This is a genomic window from Variovorax sp. PBL-E5, from assembly GCF_901827185.1.
In the GTDB taxonomy this organism is placed as follows: Bacteria; Pseudomonadota; Gammaproteobacteria; order Burkholderiales; family Burkholderiaceae_C; genus Variovorax.
The window spans coordinates 3744364-3762973 of record NZ_LR594671.1 but is presented as its reverse complement, the minus strand read 5'-3'; the positions used below and the strand labels follow the sequence as shown (position 1 = coordinate 3762973).

Genomic DNA, 18610 nt, shown 5'->3' with positions numbered 1-18610 from the left:
CTCGGCGCGCGCAGAGGGGATGGAATTCAACGCGCCATGGCGCGTATTTGTGTTTCTCGGGCCGTCGCTTCGCTCGGCCTTTGAACAGCCGACTGCGGTCGAGTATCGAGGCCGCTAATTGCTAATTGCAACTCGTCGATCATCGGAGTCAACGGCCGATGATCATCTCGACCCGATCCATCCACGCAATCTCCGCACTCGCACCGCCCCACACAAGTACGCGCCATGGCGCGTTGACCCTAACCCCCTCTGCGCGTGCCGAGGAGCGCAGCTTCAGGCGGATAAGGGCCGCGCACTGTTTGAGCGCAGCGAGTTTGCGCGGACCCCGCCTGAAGCGAGCACCGCAGGTTGCCCGCAGCGAAGCGGAGGGACACGCGCAGTGGGGTCGCCTTTTCTTTGCTTACTTTCTTTTGGCGAAGCAAAAGAAAGTAAGTCGCCTGCCGGGGCGAGTCCCGGCCTCAGGACTCAACAAGAAACGCAACATACAAATCAACCGCCCGGCGCCCTCACCCCAACCCTCTCCCGGAGGGGGAGGGAGAAAGACAGAGAGTCGATGATCGTCTTACTCCGCCCCATCGATCCCCAGCCTCACCCAAACAACCCCACCACCGACCGCACCACACTCACCCCCGCCAACGCAATCAGCAGATTCAACACATGCCGCCGAAACTGCGCCTCGGACACACCGGCGAACGAGCGCTGCCCGACCCAGATGCCGACCAGCATCGCCGGCGCCAGCCACAGCGCCCACGTCAACGTGCCGACACCCAGCAGCCCACCGGCCATGCGCGCACCCGAAGGCATGAGCGCCGCGCTCACGAGCGACACCACGTCGGTGAACAGGAACAGCGCGATCAGCGTCGCACGCAAGGTGGCCGGCGCCATCTGCGCCGTGCTCAGCAGCACCGCGATGGCGATGCCGCCGATCGCGGCCACGCCGTTGATGAAGCCCGACACCATGCCGGCCGCCAGCCGCACGCTGCGCGTCGGCCGCAGCGTCGCCTTGCGCCCGCTGCGCAGCAACAGGGCCGCCGCCATCAGCAGCGCCCCGATCAGAAGGCGCAGCGGCGTCTCGGGAAGCCACGCCAGCAGCGCAACGCCGATCGGGATGCACAGCAGATTGCCGAGCGCGAGCCAGCTCAGCCAGGGGCCGTCGATGTCGCGCGCGATGCCGCGCAGCTGGCTCAGGCTGGCCAGCACCTCGAGCATGAAGATCGCCGGCACCACCAGCGCCGGCGAGATCACGACCGAGATGCCCGCCACCGTGATGGCCGAGAAGCCGAAGCCGGCGAAGCCGCGCACGATGCCGGCCGCGAACACCACGCCGAGGCTGTAGACGAGCAGGGCTGGCGCCAGCGGCGGCGTCAGCAGCTCGGGGCTCATTCGAAGAGCGGCAGCAGCTTCAGGCGCTGCACCTTTCCGGACGGCCCGCGCGGCAGGTCGGTGACGAAGCGGAAGTGGCCCGGCGTCTTGTAGCGGCCGAGCGCCGTGTCGCAGAAGGCGCGCAGTTCGTCCTCGGTGCAGGCCAGGCCTTCGCGCAGCACGATGCACACGCCGATCTCCTGGCCGTAGTGCGGATGCGGCACGCCGACCGCGGCGGCCTCCAGCACCGCGGGATGCTGCAGCAGGGCCTCGTCGATCTCGCGCGGCGCGATGTTCTCACCGCCCTTGATGATCAGCTCCTTGATGCGGCCGGTGACGAAGAAGAAGCCGTCGGCGTCGCGGTGCCCGAGGTCGCCGGTGCGCAGCCAGCCGTCGGGCGTGAAGCTCGCGCGCGTCGCTTCCTCGTTCTTGTAGTAGCCGAGCATCACGTTGGGGCCGCGGATCGCCAGCTCGCCGGTCGTGCCGTCGGGCACCTCGGCCAGCGCCGCATCGATCACGCGCGCCTCGCAGCCCGAGGCGCGGCCCACCGAGCCGAGCTTGCGCGCGGCCGGGGCGAGCGGATTCGAGAAGGCGGGCGCCGCGGTCTCGGTCAGGCCCATGGTCTCGACGATGCCGATGCCGAACAGCTGCTCGAATGCGCGATGGTGCTCGGGCGGCAGCGCGGCCGATGCGGAGCGGCACAAGCGGATGCGCGCCGTCTGCGCCGCCGGCGGCCGCTCGCCTTCGAGCAGGTAGGAGATCATGGTCGGCACCACGTTGATCCAGGTGCACTGCGTGTGCGCGGCCTGTTCCCAGAAGCGGCCGGCCGAGAACCTCGGCGCCATCGCGAGGCTGCCGCCCTGCACGAGCGGCGCCAGCATGGTCACGGCGAAGGCATTGATGTGATAGAGCGGCAGCACGGCCAGCACGCGGTCGGCGGCGCCGAGTTCGTGCTCGGTACTGATGGCCTGCGCATTGGCCGCGAGGTTGCGCTGGCTCAGCATCACGCCCTTGGGCATGCCGGTGGTGCCGGAGGTGTACATCAGCAGCGCGAGGTCGCCGGGCGCGGGCGGCGATGCATCGGCGAGCGCAGGCACTTGCGCCTCGCCCGGCAGTGCGGCCGCATCGGGGTCGACCACGATCACGTCCACCGTGCGGTCGAGCCCGGCCAGCATGCCGCGCACGCGCTCTTCCCATTCGGGTGCGACGCAGACCACGCGGCAATCGGAATGCGCGAGCACGTAGCGCATCTGCTCGGGCTGCGACAGCAGGTTGACCGGGTTCACGCACAGTCCGCCGTGCATCGCGCCGAGCAGCACGCGCAATGTCTGCAGGCCGTTGGGCATCACCACCGAGACCGTGTCGCCCGGCTGCGCGCCACGGCTGCGCAGCAGCGCCGCGACGCTGCGGCAGCCGCGCACCAGTTCGCCGTAGCCGAGCTGCCGATCGTCCTGCGTGGCGACCGCATAGGTCGCCTGCGGCCGCGCGGCCGCCTGCCGCTCGATCAGCTCATGGACGGTGGCAGGCGCCTGCCTCACGCCGCACCATGCTGCGCGAAGAAGGCGCCGAAGATCTCCTCCTCGCCCGGCATCTGCTCCGGGATCGGCCGCGACACGCGCGTGATGTTGAGGTAGTGGCGGTAGTTCATGTTGTCGGAGAAGTTGTTCTTGCCCCAGGTGCCGCAGCCCATCGACAGCGAGAACGGCAGCCCGTTGTCGAAGCTGCCGCCGGTGGCGATGCAGTGCGCCTGGTCGACGATCACGCGCGACACCGGCAGCGTCAGGCCGAGCGTCAGCGCGCGTTCCGGCTTCGCGCTGTGCAGTCCCACCGAATGGCCCGCGCCCTCGTAGGCGTAGATGCGCGCGACGATCGATGCCGCGTCCTCGAAGTCGCGCGCCGCATAGATCGCGAGCACCGGGCTGAGCTTCTCGCCGGAGTAGGGATGTTCATGGCCCACGCCGTCCTCGGCCACCATCAGGATGCGCGGCTGGCGCGCGGCGATCGCGCGCCAGGCGTCGCGTCCGGCCGCGTCCTGCTCGGCCGCGCGTTCGGCGATCTGCGTGGCCGACTTGCCGATCACCGCGGGCGACAGCTTGCCTTCGGGCCACATCAGCGCCTGCAGCGCGGCCTTCTGCGGGCCGTCGAGCATGACCGCGCCGCGCGCCTCGAGCGCGGCGATCAGCGCGGGCCGCGCCGCATCGATCACCACCAGGCTGTTCTCCGACGAGCAGCTGGTCGCGTTGTCGAAGGTCTTGGAGCGCACGATGCGGTCGGCCGCCAGCGCCGCGTCGGCCGTCTCGTCCACGATGCCGGCCACGTTGCCCGCGCCGACGCCGAAGGCCGGCGTGCCGCTGGCGTAGGCCGCGCGCACGTTGGCCTGCGAGCCCGTCGCCACCACCAGGTCGCACAGGCGCATCAGCTCGGCGGTCGACTGCTTGTTGACCGGCGAGGGCAAGAGCTGCACCAGGTCGCGCGGCGCGCCGATGCGGTCGAACTGCGCATGAATGAATTCGATCAGCCGCGCGGCCGTGGACCAGCCCTTGGGCGAGGGCGCGACGATCACCGCGTTGCGGCCCTTGAGCGCATTGATGATCTTGTTGGCCGGCGTCGCGCCCGGGTTGGTCGAGGGCGTGATGGCGCACACCACGCCGACCGGCCGCGCGATCTCGATGATGCCGCGCGCGGGGTCTTCGACGATCACGCCGACCGAGCGCGCGCCCTTGAGGTCGCGCAAGAGGCCGAAGGTCTTGCGGTGGTTCTTGGCGACCTTGTCCTCGACGTTGCCGACACCGGTGTCGGCCACCGCCAGCTCGGCCAGCTCGCGGTTGCGCGTCGGCTCGATGATGGCCCAGCCGGCGGCCGTGACCGCCATGTCGACCTGTTCCTGCGACCAGGTTTCATAGATGCGTTGCGCCGCACGCGCGCGCGCGACGAGTTCGGCGATCGGGCCTGCAGGAGAAGGTGTTGAAGTTTCCATGGTCGTCATAGTTAGGGGACTCTCTAGTCGGGAAACACCGCGGAACCGGCTCCGCCGGGCCGCCGGTGTTGCCCCCGGTAGGGGGTTGGCGAAGCGACACGAAGTGCGCGCAGCCTGGGGGCGAGCGTGATTCACCACGAAGTGCGCGCAGCCTGGGGGCGAGCTCTAGTCCACTTTGATGTTGGCTTCTTTGGTGAGCTTGGCCCAGCCGGCGAGTTCCTTCGTCACGACCTTGCCGAGCTGCTCGGGCGTGCCGCCGACGCCTTCAGCGCCCTGGGCCAGCAGCTTCTCCTGCACCGCGGGCTCGTGCACCACGGTGTTCATCACCTTGTTGAGCTTGTCGATGATCGCGCGCGGCGTCTTGGCCGGCACGAACATCGCGTACCAGGAGTCGACCTCGAAGTCGGGGATGCCCGCTTCCTGCATGGTCGGCACGTCGGGGAAGGCCGCGCTGCGCTTCTTGGTCGATACCGCGAAGGCCTTGAGCCTGCCGGACTTCACGAACGATGCGGCAGCCGGGATCGACACCCACAGCAGCGGCACCTGGCCGCCCATCACGTCGGTCACGGCGGGGCCGCCGCCGCGGTAGGGCACGTGCGTCATCTGCGTGCCGGTGCGCAGCTTGAACATCTCGCCGGCGAGATGGCCGGGCGAGCCGTTGCCCACCGAGGCGAAGGAGAGGCTGCCGGGCTTGGCCTTGGCCAGCGCGATCAGCTCGGCCACGTTGTGCGGCGGGAAGTCGGTGTTCGACACCAGGATCTGCGGCAGCGAAGCCACCATCACCACCGGCGCGAAGTCCTTCTCGGTGTCGAAAGGCAGCTTCGGATAGATGTTGGGGTTGATCGTGTGCGAGGACAGCGTGAAGAGCACGGTGTAGCCGTCGGGCGCCGACTTGGCCACGATGTCGGTGCCGATCGAGCCGGCCGCGCCGCCGCGGTTGTCGATCACGAAGGGTTGCCCCAGCAGCGCCGCGCTGCGTTCCTGGATGATGCGCGCGATCACGTCGGTGCCGCCGCCGGGCGGATACGGAACGATCAGCCGGATCGGTTTGGTGGGATAGTCGCCGGCGCCCTCGGCCTGTGCGGCGAAGGGCATCGCCATGGCGGACATCGCCGCGCAGGCCAGCAGCACGGCACGCAGCCACGGTGCAAATCGATTCATTCCAGTCTCCTTCTCTTGGTGGTGGGCGTCGGCAGACGCGTCGCGAGCACCGGTTCGCACCGGTAGCCCAGCGTGATGCTGGCATCGCGTGCGCAGGCCATGACCTGTTCGGCGAGCCCGCGGGCCTGGGTGCGCGTGAAGCGGATCGACGGCACGCTCATGCCGAGTGCCGCGACCGCTTCTCCGCGCGCGTTGAAAACCGGCGTCCCGAGGCCGCAGACGCCGAGGCGCCATTCTTCGCGATTCTCGGCATAGCCGCGCGCGCGGGTGCGCTCGAGCTCGGCCTGCAGGGCGCCGAAGTCGACGATGCTGTGGGGCGTGTGCGCGATCAGCCGGCTGCCGAGGCGCTCGTGCAGCGCCGCCGCGTCCAGCCCGGCGGCCGCGAGCAGCGCCTTGCCCGAGGCCACGCAGTAGGCCGCCGCCCGGCCGCCGATGCGCGAGTACGCGGCCACCGGCAGCGGGCTGTCGAACTTGTCGAGGTAGACGATCTCCGCACCGTCGAGCGTCGCGAGATGGATGGTTTCGCCGGTGGCGCGTGCCAGCGCCGCCAGATGCGGCCGCAGCAGCCCGGTGATGTCGGCGACCTCGGCCACCAGCGCGCCGAGCTCGAACAGGCGCAGGCTCGGCCGGTAGGTGCTGGTGGCCGCATCCTGTGTCGCCCAGCCGCACTCGACCAGCGTCTGCAGCGTGCGATGCGCATTGCTGCGCCCCAGGCCGAAGGCCTGGGCCAGGTCGGTCACGCGGCAATCGCGCTGCTGGCGGGCCATCCATTCGATCACGGTGAGGCCCTTGGCGAGGGTGGAGTCCATGGAATCCTGTGCTTCGGCTGTCCTGAATAATAGAACTCTGTCCGAAGATTTGGAACAACTCTAGGCTGCGCGGAGGATGCTGTCAACCCGGGGCAGGCGAGCCGCCGGCGGGCGGGCCGTCAACGCCGGTGCTGTCCGGCGATGAGTTCGGTGATCTCGCGGAAGATCGTGTTGCCGGTGGAAGCCGCGAGGTCGAGCACGTGGCTGCGACTGTAGTACGGGCTCAGGTCGAGCCCGACGCCGACGCCCGCGATCGCCACGCCGCCGGCCTGCTCGCGCCGCGCGACGACGTCCTTGAGGTGGTGATCGAGATAGTGCGCGTCGTTCGCAAGGTTGGTCGCGCTGTCCATCGGCGAGCCGTCGGAGATCACCAGCAGCAGCCGGCGTTCCTCGGTGCGCGCGAGCAGGCGGGCGCAGGCCCAGTCCACCGCTTCGCCGTCGAGCCCCTCGCGAAACAGGTCGGCCTTGAGCAGCGCCGCGATGGCCGGCCGCGCGCGCCGCCACGGCGTGTCGGCATCCTTGAACACGATGTGGCAGCGTTCGTTGAGGCGGCCCGGGTGCGCGGGCTTGCCGGCGCGCAGCCAGGCGCGCTGCGCGCGGCCGCCGTTCCAGGCACCGGTCGTGAAGCCCAGGATCTCGCTCGCCACGCCCGCCTGTTCGAGCGCGCGTGCCATCACGTCGACCAGCATCGCGACCGATTCGGCATGCTCCTTCATCGAGCCGGAGCAGTCGATCAGGAAGCTCAGCACGCAGTCGGCTGCCGGCTCCTGGCGCTCGGTGCGGAACAGGCGCCGTTCGGTCGGCGAGGCGACCAGCTGCGCGAGCCGCCGGCCGTCGATGTGGCCTTCTTCCTGGCCGCCGTCCCATCCGTCGCGCGCGGGCTCGGCGAGCAGTGCGCGCAGCGCGCGCGCCAGGCGCGCGACGTTCACGCCCTGCGCGGCGACGCGCCGGTCGAGCTTGTCCCGCAATTCCCCCAGCAGGTCCCGGCGTACCAGCGATGCGGCTGCGTGCTCGCGGTCGTAGGCCTCGGTGAAGATCCGGTAGGCGCCGTCGGCATCGTCGAGCACCGCGCTGCGGCCCGAGACCGCGGTCGTGAAGCGCTCGATGATCTCCTGGTCCATGTCGGCCACCAGGCTGAAGACGCTGCGCTTGTTGTCCGAATCGGCATCGTCGTGCGCATCCTCGGCCTCGTCGTGGGCCGCGTGCAGCATGCCCGAGACGGTGTGCGCGATCGACAGCGCATGGACCGCATACGCGGCCTGGTCGAAGCGCGCGCGGCGCAGCGCGGCCAGTGCGTGGCCGATCAGCGGCGAGAGCGCGAAGCGCGTGGCCTCCAGCATGTCTTCGGTTTCTTCCACCACCTGCTGGCCGCTGACGCGCGCGCGGCAGATCTGCGCCACGGCATAGAGCAGCAGCCCGCGCGCGCTGTCGGTCATGCCGGCGTGATGGAAGCCCAGCGACCATTGCTCGTGCCGGTGCCGCAGGTTGCGCTGCATGCCGGGCAGGTCCTGCGGTGCCAGCGCCTCGACGCGGAACTGCTCCAGCATCTCGAACACCATGCGCGCCACCGGCTCTTCGGGGCGCAGGCGCGCATGCAGGTCCGCGTCGCAGGCGGTCAGGCGCAGCGCGAGCCCGTCGGCCGCGCCGCGGAAGGAGGCGAAGTCGTCGGTGTCGGGCGAGGGATGCAGGTGCGGCGCGAACCAGGGCAGCGGCGTGCGGCCACGGTGCAGGCGCTGGCCGCGGAAGTGCAGGTCGGCCTCGCCGCTGAAGGCGCGCACGACGCCGGCGCAGAGCTCGGCAACTTGCTCCTCTTGCCGAACGCGGCGCTGCGCCTCGGTCATGGCGGGCTCAGCCTTGCGGGCTCGTCAGCTGGTGCGACTCCTTCAACTCGAGGTCGAAGCAGCGCTGGAAGTATTCGGCCACCAGCGGCCGTTCGGCGTCGTCGCACTTGTTGACGAAGGACAGGCGGAACGCGAGCGCGGGGTCGCGGAAGATCTCGATGTTCTCGGCCCAGGTGATGACGGTGCGCGGCGACATCAGCGTCGACAGGTCGCCGGCCGCGAAGCCGCGGCGCGTGAGATCGGCCACTGCGACCATCGACCGGACCAGCGCGCGGCCGGCATCGTCGGCCAGCGAAGGCACGCGGGCCTGCACGATCGCCACTTCCTCGTCGCGCGGCAGGTAGTTCAGCGAGGCGACGATGTTCCAGCGGTCGATCTGCGCATGGTTGAGCCGCTGCGCACCGTGGTAGAGCCCGTTGAGGTTGCCCAGGCCCACCGTGTTGGCGGTCGCGAACAGGCGGAAGAAGGGATGCGGCGTCAGCACCTTGTTCTGGTCCATCAGCGTGAACTTGCCGTCGCGCTCGAGGATGCGCTGGATCACGAACATCACGTCGGGCCGGCCGGCGTCGTACTCGTCGAAGATCAGCGCCACGGGCCGCTGCAACGCCCAGGGCACGATGCCTTCCTGGAACTCGGTCACCTGCTGGCCGTCGCGCAGCACGACGGCGTCCTTGCCGACCAGGTCGAGCCGGCTGATGTGGCCATCGAGGTTGAGCCGCACGCAGGGCCAGTTCAGGCGCGCCGCGACCTGTTCGATGTGGGTCGACTTGCCGGTGCCGTGCAGGCCCTGCACCATCACGCGCCGGTCGCGCGTGAAGCCGGCCAGGATGGCGAGCGTGACGTCGGGGTTGAAGCGGTAGACCGCGTCGATCTCGGGCACGTGCTCGTCGCGTTCGCCGAAGGCCGGCACCTTCAGCTCGCTGTCGATGCCGAACACCTCGCGCACGGCAAGCATCCGGTCGGGTTTCAGCGCGGCGGTGTCGGTCATTTCATCTCTCCATCGAACGCAGGACACGGGGCCCGCCGGCATCGGCATCGATGCGGCTCAGCGCCAGCGCGGCACGCTGCAGCGCGGGCAGCAGCAGCTTCGCCTTCGCGGCATCGAGCCGCATCACCGGCGCCTGCACCGCGACGCAGAGGTTCGAAGGCCCATCCGGGGACGGCACCAGCGTCGCGATGCAGAGCAGGCCGGGCAGGAACTCTTCCTGATCGAGCGCGAAGCCGTCCTTGCGCACGCGCTGGACCTCGCGCTCGATCTGCGCGAGATCGGTCAATGTCTGCGGCGTGTAGGCATCGAGCGGCGCGTTGGCCAGGAGGCGCCGGCGCTGGGCCGGGCTCATCTGTGTCAGGAAGATCTTGCCGCTGGCCGAGCAATGCACCGGCACGCGCGAGCCGGAATGCAGGTAGAAGCGCAGCGGCGCCGCGGTCTCCACGCGGTCCAGGTAGACGACCTCGCTGCCGGAGAGCGAGGTGATGTTGCAGCTCTCGCCCACTTCCTCGACCAACTGGCGCAGCACCGTGTGCCGCGCGCCGTGCAGGCTGTCGTTGAGCAGCAGGTTCTCGGCCAGCCGCCGCAGCCGCGTGCCGATGCCGTAGTGCCGGCCGTCGCCTTCGCGCTGCAAGAGGCCCGCGGTTTCGAGCTGCTGCAGCATGCGGTGCAGGGTGGGCTTGGGCAGGCCGGTCTCTTCGACCAGGTCCTGCAGCGCATGCCGCTGGTCCTTGGCGGCGATGGTTTCGAGCAGCGCGAAGAGCCGCAGCGCGGGCGTGTCGCCGCCCGGTTCCGGCGCTTCGGCTTTCAGACCCTTGACGACTTTCATGGGATGGATCATAGTTGTTTTTACAAAAAACAAGACGTATCGTCCCATTTTTTGTAATTTGTTGACGACAAGGCTTTGCGCGCCTATATTTCGCCGGTACGAATTCCGGAACCATCGGTTCCAACTTTTGATAGATCCGCGACCACCCCTGACCCCAAGGAGACCTCCATGAGCAAGCAACCCCCCGCCGCCGCAGCCCGGGCCGCCGTGACCGGCGTGCAGAAGATGACGCCCTCCGAAGCCTTCGTCGAAACGATGGTCGCCAACGGCGTGACCGACATGTTCGGCATCATGGGCTCGGCCTTCATGGACGCGATGGACATCTTCGCGCCGGCCGGCATCCGCCTGATCCCGGTGGTGCACGAGCAGGGCGGCGCCCACATGGCCGACGGCTATGCGCGCGTCTCCGGCCGCCACGGCGTGGTGATCGGCCAGAACGGCCCCGGCATCAGCAACTGCGTGACGGCCATCGCGGCGGCCTACTGGGCGCACAGCCCGGTGGTGATGATCACGCCCGAGACCGGCACCATGGGCATGGGCCTCGGCGGCTTCCAGGAAGCCAACCAGCTGCCGATGTTCCAGGAGTTCACCAAGTACCAGGGCCACGTCGTCAATCCGAAGCGCATGGCCGAGTTCACCGCGCGCTGCTTCGACCGCGCGATCTCCGAGATGGGCCCGACGCAGCTCAACATCCCGCGCGACTACTTCTATGGCGAGATCACGACCGAGATCCCGAAGCCGATGCGCGTGGAACGCGGCGCCGGCGGCGAGAAGAGCCTCGATGCCGCGGCCGAGCTGCTGGCCAACGCCAAGTTCCCGGTCATCCTGTCGGGCGGCGGCGTGGTGATGGGCGATGCGGTCGAGGAATGCAAGGCGCTGGCCGAGCGCCTGGGCGCGCCGGTGGCCAATGGCTATCTGCGCAACGACTCGTTCCCGGCCAGCCATCCGCTGTGGGCCGGCCCGCTGGGCTACCAGGGCTCGAAGGCGGCGATGAAGCTGATCTCGCAGGCCGACGTGGTCATCGCGCTCGGTTCGCGCATGGGCCCCTTCGGCACGCTGCCGCAGCACGGCATGGACTACTGGCCGAAGGATGCCAAGATCATCCAGGTCGAAGCCGACCACACCAACCTCGGCCTGGTGAAGAAGATCACCGTCGGCATCCACGGCGATGCCAAGGCCGCCGCGGTCGCGCTGCTCAAGCGCCTCGAAGGCAAGAAACTCGCCTGCGACGCCACCAAGGCCGAGCGCGCCGCCAAGATCAAGGCCGAGAAGGACGCCTGGGAAAAAGAACTCACCGAGTGGACCCATGAGCGCGATCCCTTCAGCCTCGACGCCATCGCCGAAGCCGAAAAGGAAAAGGGCAACTGGCTGCACCCGCGCCAGGTGCTGCGCGAACTCGAGAAGGCGATGCCGCCGCGCGCGATGGTCTCGACCGACATCGGCAACATCAACGCCATCGCCAACAGCTATCTGCGCTTCGACGAGCCGCGCAGCTTCTTTGCACCGATGAGCTTCGGCAACTGCGGCTATGCGCTGCCGACCATCATCGGCGCCAAGTGCGCCGCGCCGGACCGCCCGGCCATCGCCTATGCGGGCGACGGCGCCTGGGGCATGAGCATGGTCGAGATCATGACCGCCGTGCGCCACGACATCCCGGTCACGGCCGTGGTGTTCCACAACCGCCAGTGGGGCGCGGAGAAGAAAAACCAGGTCGACTTCTACAACCGCCGCTTCGTCGCCGGTGAACTCGAGAGCGAAAGCTTTGCCGGCATCGCGAAGGCAATGGGCGCCGAAGGCATCGTGGTCGACAAGCTCGAGGACGTGGGTCCGGCGCTGAAGAAGGCGATCGACATGCAGATGAACCAGGGCAAGACCACGGTCATCGAGATCATGTGCACGCGCGAACTGGGCGATCCGTTCCGCCGCGATGCCTTGTCCAAGCCGGTTCGCTTCCTGGACAAGTACAAAGACTATGTCTGAAGCGCACCCCCGGCTCGCGGCGCTGGTGCAGCGCGCGCAGCAGGGGGCGAAGGGCGCGCGCATCGCGCTGGTGTATCCCTGCGATGCGACGGCGATGGACGCGGCTGCGCGCATTGCCGATGCGCGGCTCGCGCAGCCCGTGCTGGTCGGACCACGCGACGGCATCGCGCGCGCCGCCGAGGCGGCCGGGGTCGATGCGTCCGGCTTCGAGATCATCGACACCGGCAGCGAAGCGCCCGATGCCGCGCGGCGCGCTGTCGCGCTGGCGCGCGAAGGCGCGGTCGGCGCGCTGATGAAGGGCTCGCTGCACACGGACGAACTGATGTCGGCCGTGGTCGAGCGTCATACCGGCCTGCGCGGCGAGACGCGCATCAGCCACGTCTTCCTGTTCGACCTGCCGCGCTATCCGAAGCTGCTCGGCCTGGCCGACTGCGTGGTCAACATCGCACCGACGCTGGCCACCAAGCGCGACATCCTCGGCAATGCGATCGCGCTGCTGAACAAGCTCGGCATCGCGCAGCCGAAGGTCGGCATCGTCGCGGCCGTGGAATCGGTCAACCCCGCGATACCGGCGACCGTCGATGCCCAGGCCCTGGTCGAGATGGCGCGGCAGGGGGCGTGGCCCGGGGCGCTGGTCGAAGGCCCCTTCGGCTTCGACAATGCGATCTCGGCCGAGGCCGCGCGCATCAAGAAGATCGACTCGCAAGTCAGCGGCGATGCCGACCTGCTGCTGATGCCGGACCTCAATGCCGGCAACATGCTCTACAAGAGCTTCGTCTACATCGGCGGCGGTGAATGCGCGGGACTCGTGCTCGGCACGCGCGTTCCGGTCGTGCTGACCTCGCGTGCGGATTCGCTGGTGTCGCGCATTGCGTCGGTGGCGCTGGCGGTGCTCGCGGCGGCTTGACGTTGCACGCGGTCGACGGCTTGCAAGCCCGCATCCGCGGCCGTTGAATGGGACGGCGAGGTCCGCGCATCTGCGGATCCTTTGAGAACTTTCTCCCTGCTTGTAGTCAGAGTCCGGTCCACCTATATTGGCGCCGGATTCGCATGCAATGCAATTGCGCTGTCCACAAAAAAAACAGGCCACAACAGGGAGCTATCACCTATGAGAAGTCCATCGCGGCTCGCATCGCTGCGAGCATGGGCTGCGCGCGTTCCGCGCAGCATCGATCCGCACACCGCATCCCAACACCATCCGCCTCTTCGACCGCGCCGCAGGGCGCAGGCGGGCAGGTTCATGGAGGCGGTGTGTCGCGCATCAGGCCGTTGCGTTCGAGCAGCCCGCGCAGCGCTGACCCAGCGGGACTTGGGTCGACTCCTGCTTTGCGTCATCGCCGCAGCCGTTCCTGCCTTCGCTTCAGCGCAGTTCCGGCCCGATCTCCATACAACGCCGTTTCGCATCGTCAACAAGCTGCGCGGCTTTTGCATCCAGCAATACGAAGACGGATACAAGGGCACGGATGCCCTGCTGTTTCGGACCGCGACGTGCAGCGACACTGATTTTTTTCAGAAGTTCTACTTCTTCGACCACGCCGCAGACACGCCCTATGTTCCTCAATTGGAAGGCAGAAGCGAGCCCGTTCGCATCCTCGAGGCAGGAAGCATCGAGTTCACGCCACGGCAGTGGTACAACTTGAATGCGGATGCCTCACCGGGTTCTTTCGTTTACAACCTCCACACGGATATTCAGTTTCCTGCCCTTGGAGGTGAGGGTGGAAACGCATACTGGTACCTCACGCGAAAACTGGACACGCAAAACCTGGTCAATACGCAATTCGAGGGACTGATCTTCAATGCGTCCACGCACAATTGCCTGAGTTATCAAGATCACAACCCGGCAATGGGAACTCAGATTGTCTCGGGTACATGCCAGAACGAGGACGTATGGCGGCTCGAGCCGACGACCTACTTCACGCCTTCGTCGCAGCAATAAGGAGGCGCATCGTCATGAAACTCGGATCCCTTTTGAATCGGCTGGCCTTCATGGTGATGAGCCTGTCGACCCCGCTCCTGGCGTTGGCGGCACCCGATCTGAACACCACGCCATTCCATATCGTCAACAAGCTCAATGGCCTGTGCGTCCGCATGCAGACGGGCCCTCGCGTCTCGACCTATCGCACCGCGACGTGCAACGATTCGGACATTCTTCAGAAGTTCTATGTTCGTCACGCCGTCGAAGACAAAGCCTATATCCCCCAAGTCGACGGCTCCGCGCCGTTTCGAATCCTCGCAGCAACCGGGTACGACAGTTCACCCAGGCAATGGCTCAATCTGGGTTCCGACAGCGCATGGGGCTCTCCGGTGTGGAGCGATCTGTCTCAAACGAACGTCCCATTTCCCCCCGGCGGGGCGCGCGCGACGTGGAGACTGTTGCGGACCGGTGGTACCCAGACACTCGTCAACACCCAGTTCGAAGGGATGATCACGAACGTGGCGACAGGCATGTGCCTGGGTTATCAGGGCGGCAATCCCGTCGCGTTCATTGTTGTGGGAGCGTGCGGGAATCAGGATGTATGGCGGCTCGTGCCGACGTCCTATCCGGCGCCGTAGTCGCCGGTCGAAAATACAAGGCGGCATACTGGGCAGTCTCTACGCACCGGACGGCACCGCGTCATTGCAATGCTTCAGAAAATCCGTGGTCGCCCGCCCCAGCCGCTTCTCGGTATGCAACACGATCGCCAGCGTGCGCACCGCCCGCGGCAGCCGGGTGCGCAGCTCGACCAGCCGTCCGTCGTCGATGCTCTGCGCCACCGCGTGACGTGACAGGCAGCTCAATCCGCCCCCCGCCGCCACCACGCGCTTGATCGCCTCGGTGCTGCCGAGCTCGAAGCCCACGCGCACGTGGGCGAGGTTGCGGATCAGCCAGGCGTCGGCGACTTGGCGCGTGCCGGAGCCGTGCTCTCGCATCACCCAGGTGAGCTCGGCCAACTGGCGCAGCGTGGCGGTGCGGCCGGCCAGCGGATGGCCTGGCGCGGCGACGACGATGAGCTCGTCGTCGAGCCAGGGGCGCACGGTGACTTCCGGATGCGTCTGCGGGCCTTCGATGAAGCCGACGTCGACGTCGAAGCCGGCCACCGCCTCGATCACCTCGCTGGTGTTGCCGATGCGCAGCTGGACCTGGCTCTGCGGATGGCGCAGCGTCCATTCCGAGATCAGTTCGGGCAGGAGGTATTCGCCGATCGTGAAGCTGGCCGCGACCCGCAGCGGCGCCGCATGCTCCTCGCTGAAGAGGGCCTGCAGCTCGGCCGCCTGCTCGACCAGGGCCTGGGCGCGGGGCAGCAGCGCGCGCCCGTTCTCGTTGAGCTGCAGCCGGCGCCCGATGCGGTCGAACAGCTCGACGCCGAGCGAGCCTTCGAGATCGGCCAGCGCGGTGCTGGCGGCCGACTGCGAGCGCGCGATGCGGTCGGCCGCGGCGCGCGTGCTGCCGCCACGCGCCGTGGCGACGAACACTTCCAGGTGGCGCAGATTCAGACGCAGCCTCGGCGGAATCCACTGATTGGTTTTGTCGATCATTCTGACCGGTATTCTCCGCTTTTTCCTTTGAGCACTCTTGTCTAAGATCGCGCGAAGACCGGGGCTTTGATCCCTGGCCGGCGTGCCTCACGCACGCGCCAACAAGGGTTGCCCAGTGTTCGATTTTCTTTCGCGCGAGCCCGTCCACGATCCGCTGGCTTCGCCCACGCCGACCGCGGGCACCGAGGTCAAGACCACCACCTGCTACATGTGCGCCTGCCGCTGCGGCATCCGCGTGCACCTGCGCGAGGGCGACAACGGCCCCGAGGTGCGCTACATCGACGGCAATCCCGACCATCCGCTGAACAAGGGCGTGATCTGCGCCAAGGGTTCGTCGGGGATCATGAAGCAGATCTCGCCCGCGCGGCTCACGCAGCCGCTGCTGCGCAAGCCGGGCACCGAGCGCGGCGCCGGCGAGTTCGAGCCCATCAGCTGGGAGCGCGCCTTCGACATGCTCGCCGAGCGCCTGGGCAAGCTGCGCGCAACCGATCCGAAGAAGTTCGCGCTCTTCACCGGCCGCGACCAGATGCAGGCGCTCACGGGCCTCTTCGCGCGCCAGTTCGGCACGCCCAACTATGCGGCGCATGGCGGCTTCTGCTCGGTCAACATGGCCGCGGGAATGATCTACACCATCGGCGGCAGCTTCTGGGAATTCGGCGGCCCCGACCTCGATCACGCCAAGCTGTTCGTGATGATAGGCACCGCCGAAGACCACCACAGCAACCCGCTGAAGATCGCGCTCAGCAAGTTCAAGCGCCAGGGCGGGCGCTTCATCTCGATCAACCCGGTGCGCACCGGCTACTCGGCCATCGCCGACGAATGGATCCCCATCAAGCCGGGCACCGACGGCGCGCTCTTCATGGCGCTGCTGCACGAGCTGATCGCGAGCGACCTGGTCGACCATGCCTTCCTCAAGCGCTTCACCAACGCGCCCCAGCTGGTGGTGCTCGACGATTGCGAGCGCCAGGGCCTGTTCGCCTTCGACCCCGATCGCGGGCCGCCGGGCGATGGCCGCGAGCCGCACAACAAGCTGATCTGGGACAAGGCCGATGGCACGGTGAAGCCGGCCTATCCCGAAGGCATCGCGGACGGCTGCGATCCCGCGCTCGAAGGCCACTACACGCTGGCCGACGGCACGCGCGTCGCGCCTTCGTTCCAGCTGCTGCGCGACCGTGTCGCCAGCTGCACGCCCGAGTGGGCGCAGGCCATCACCGGCATCCATGCCGATCGCATCCGCAAGCTCGCGCGCGAGATGGGCGAGACCGCGCTGAAACAGGCCTTCGAGCTGCCGATTCCCTGGACCGATGCCTGGGGCAAGGTACATCCGACGACGCAGGGGCGCCCGGTCGCCTTCCATGCGATGCGTGGGCTCGCGGCGCACTCCAACGGCTTCCAGACGATCCGCGCGCTGGCGGTGCTGATGAGCGTGCTCGGCACCATCGACGCGCCCGGCGGTTTCCGCCACAAGGCGCCGTACCCGCGCCACATCGTGCCGAACTACCGCGCCTTCAACTCGCCCGAGATGATCCAGCCCAACACGCCGCTCAACGCGGCGCCGCTGGGCTTCCCGGCCAGTCCGGAGGAGCTGGCGATCAATCCCGATGGCTCGCCGATCCGCATCGACCATGCGTTCTCGTGGGAGCATCCGCTGTCGGCGCACGGGCTGATGCACAACGTCATCACCAACGCGGTGAAGGGCGATCCCTACCGCATCGACACGCTCCTGATCTTCATGGCCAACATGGCCTGGAACTCGAGCATGAACACCTCGGCGGTGCGCGAGATGCTCAACCGCAAGGACGAGAAGGGCGAACACCTGATCCCCTTCATCGTGGTGTGCGATGCCTTCCAGAGCGAGACCGTGGCCTTCGCCGACCTCGTGCTGCCCGACACGACCTACCTCGAGCGCCACGACGTGATGAGCATGCTCGACCGGCCGATCTCCGAGTTCGACGGGCCGGTCGATTCGGTGCGCATCCCGGTGCTGCCGCCGACCGGGCAGTGCAAGCCCTTCCAGGAAGTGCTGATCGAGCTCGCATCGCGACTCAAGTTTCCGGCCTTCACCACGCCCGAGGGCGGCCGCAAGTTCGCCGACTATCCCGACTTCGTCGTCAACTTCCAGCCCGCACCCGGCATCGGCTTCCTGATGGGCTGGCGCGGCAAGGACGGCACCGAGCACCTGCGCGGCGCGCCCAATCCGAAACAGTGGGAGGCCTACGCGAAGAACAACTGCGTCTTCCAGTACCACATGCCGGAGACGATGCACTACATGCGCAACTGGAACCGCGAGTACCTGGACTTCGCCAAGGACAAGGGCTGGCGCCAGAAGAACGACGTGGTCCAGCTCGCGCTGTACTCCGACACCTTGCAGAGCTTCCGCCTCGCGGCGCAGGGCAAGAGCGCGGGCCGCCAGCCGCCCGACGAGCTGCGCGCGCGCATCGACACCTACTTCGATCCGCTGCCCTTCTGGTATCCGCCGCTCGAGGAAGATGCGACCGATCTCGCCGCCTACCCGCTGAATGCCATCACGCAGCGGCCGATGGCGATGTACCACTCCTGGGATTCGCAGAACGCGTGGCTGCGGCAGATCCACAGCCACAACTACCTGCATGTGAACCCGCTCACCGCCAAGGCGGCCGGCATCGCCGACGGCGGCTGGTGCTGGGTCGAGAGCCAGTGGGGCCAGGTGCGCTGCATGCTGCGCTACAGCGAGGCCGTCGAGCCCGGCACGGTGTGGACCTGGAACGCGATCGGCAAGGCCGACGGCGCCTGGCAGCTCGCGCCCGGCGCGGACGAAGCGCGCAAGGGCTTCCTGCTCAACCACCTGATCTCGGAGGAGTTGCCCTTCGACGGGCCGAAGGGCGGCAAGACCATCAGCAACTCGGACCCCGTCACCGGGCAGGCCGGCTGGTACGACGTGCGCGTGCGCATCCGGCCGGCCGAGCCGGAGGAACCGGCCGAGAGCTTTCCGCAATTCGCCAGTATGCCGGTCGTGCCCGGCGTGCTGGGCAAGGCGGCGAGCGTGTTGACCTACTTTGCGGGACGCAGGAAATGATTCAATGGCTCAAAGACCTGATGGGTGCTTCGCTCCCTCTCCCTGCGGGAGAGGGCTGGGGTGAGGGCGGCGGCGGGGGATCGGGTGCGATC

General features: G+C 67.9%; 14 protein-coding genes. 5 read left to right on the top strand and 9 right to left on the bottom strand.

Going from position 1 to position 18610, the window contains the following annotated elements:
* Nucleotides 1–588: 588 nt before the first annotated feature.
* The 8 genes from WDLP6_RS18340 to WDLP6_RS18305 form a co-directional block, all read right to left on the bottom strand.
* Nucleotides 589–1383, bottom strand: coding sequence for a sulfite exporter TauE/SafE family protein (locus tag WDLP6_RS18340; RefSeq protein WP_162593500.1), 795 nt, complete (start codon nucleotides 1381–1383; stop codon nucleotides 589–591).
* The gene (locus tag WDLP6_RS18335; protein WP_162593499.1) at nucleotides 1380–2900 is read right to left on the bottom strand and encodes an AMP-binding protein; all 1521 of its coding nucleotides are present in this window, start codon (nucleotides 2898–2900) and stop codon (nucleotides 1380–1382) included. Before WDLP6_RS18335 ends, WDLP6_RS18340 begins: the two co-directional genes overlap by 4 nt.
* Nucleotides 2897–4348 (bottom strand): acylating sulfoacetaldehyde dehydrogenase, encoded by a 1452-nt coding sequence (gene sauS / locus WDLP6_RS18330; RefSeq protein WP_162593498.1) that lies wholly within the window; start codon nucleotides 4346–4348, stop codon nucleotides 2897–2899. Before sauS ends, WDLP6_RS18335 begins: the two co-directional genes overlap by 4 nt.
* A gap of 156 nt (nucleotides 4349–4504) precedes the next feature.
* Nucleotides 4505–5500 carry a tripartite tricarboxylate transporter substrate binding protein gene (locus WDLP6_RS18325; RefSeq protein ID WP_162593497.1) on the bottom strand — a complete coding sequence of 332 codons (996 nt, stop codon included), beginning with the start codon at nucleotides 5498–5500 and terminating at the stop codon, nucleotides 4505–4507.
* Nucleotides 5497–6309: an IclR family transcriptional regulator gene (locus WDLP6_RS18320; RefSeq protein WP_162568575.1), complete on the bottom strand. Its 813-nt coding sequence runs from the start codon at nucleotides 6307–6309 to the stop codon at nucleotides 5497–5499. The genes WDLP6_RS18325 and WDLP6_RS18320 overlap by 4 nt, the downstream gene beginning before the upstream one ends.
* Before the next feature lie 119 nt (nucleotides 6310–6428).
* A complete protein-coding gene (locus WDLP6_RS18315) occupies nucleotides 6429–8150 on the bottom strand; it encodes a cobaltochelatase CobT-related protein (RefSeq protein WP_162593496.1) in 1722 nt (573 codons plus the stop codon).
* A 7-nt stretch (nucleotides 8151–8157) separates the two neighbouring features.
* Entirely contained in the window at nucleotides 8158–9138 is a 981-nt protein-coding gene (locus WDLP6_RS18310; RefSeq protein ID WP_162568573.1) for an AAA family ATPase, read from the bottom strand.
* Between the two features lies 1 nt (nucleotide 9139).
* Nucleotides 9140–9979: an IclR family transcriptional regulator gene (locus WDLP6_RS18305; RefSeq protein ID WP_162593495.1), complete on the bottom strand. Its 840-nt coding sequence runs from the start codon at nucleotides 9977–9979 to the stop codon at nucleotides 9140–9142.
* A 156-nt stretch (nucleotides 9980–10135) separates the two neighbouring features.
* On the opposite strand from WDLP6_RS18305, the gene xsc reads away from it, so the two are divergent.
* From xsc to WDLP6_RS18285, 4 genes are all read left to right on the top strand, one after another.
* The gene (gene xsc / locus WDLP6_RS18300; protein ID WP_162593494.1) at nucleotides 10136–11947 is read left to right on the top strand and encodes a sulfoacetaldehyde acetyltransferase; all 1812 of its coding nucleotides are present in this window, start codon (nucleotides 10136–10138) and stop codon (nucleotides 11945–11947) included.
* Complete coding sequence (locus WDLP6_RS18295; protein ID WP_162593493.1) at nucleotides 11940–12854, top strand: bifunctional enoyl-CoA hydratase/phosphate acetyltransferase; 915 nt, start codon at nucleotides 11940–11942, stop codon at nucleotides 12852–12854. Before xsc ends, WDLP6_RS18295 begins: the two co-directional genes overlap by 8 nt.
* 201 nt (nucleotides 12855–13055) lie before the next feature.
* On the top strand, nucleotides 13056–13883 hold the full coding sequence (locus WDLP6_RS18290) for a hypothetical protein (protein WP_162593492.1): 828 nt from the start codon (nucleotides 13056–13058) through the stop codon (nucleotides 13881–13883).
* A 14-nt stretch (nucleotides 13884–13897) separates the two neighbouring features.
* Nucleotides 13898–14500 (top strand): hypothetical protein, encoded by a 603-nt coding sequence (locus tag WDLP6_RS18285; protein WP_162593491.1) that lies wholly within the window; start codon nucleotides 13898–13900, stop codon nucleotides 14498–14500.
* A gap of 39 nt (nucleotides 14501–14539) precedes the next feature.
* On the opposite strand, the gene WDLP6_RS18280 is transcribed toward WDLP6_RS18285, so the two are convergent.
* Nucleotides 14540–15463 (bottom strand): LysR family transcriptional regulator, encoded by a 924-nt coding sequence (locus WDLP6_RS18280; protein ID WP_162593490.1) that lies wholly within the window; start codon nucleotides 15461–15463, stop codon nucleotides 14540–14542.
* A 115-nt stretch (nucleotides 15464–15578) separates the two neighbouring features.
* Between WDLP6_RS18280 and WDLP6_RS18275 the strand changes: the two genes are divergently transcribed.
* Nucleotides 15579–18518: a molybdopterin oxidoreductase family protein gene (locus WDLP6_RS18275; protein ID WP_162593489.1), complete on the top strand. Its 2940-nt coding sequence runs from the start codon at nucleotides 15579–15581 to the stop codon at nucleotides 18516–18518.
* Nucleotides 18519–18610: the final 92 nt, after the last annotated feature.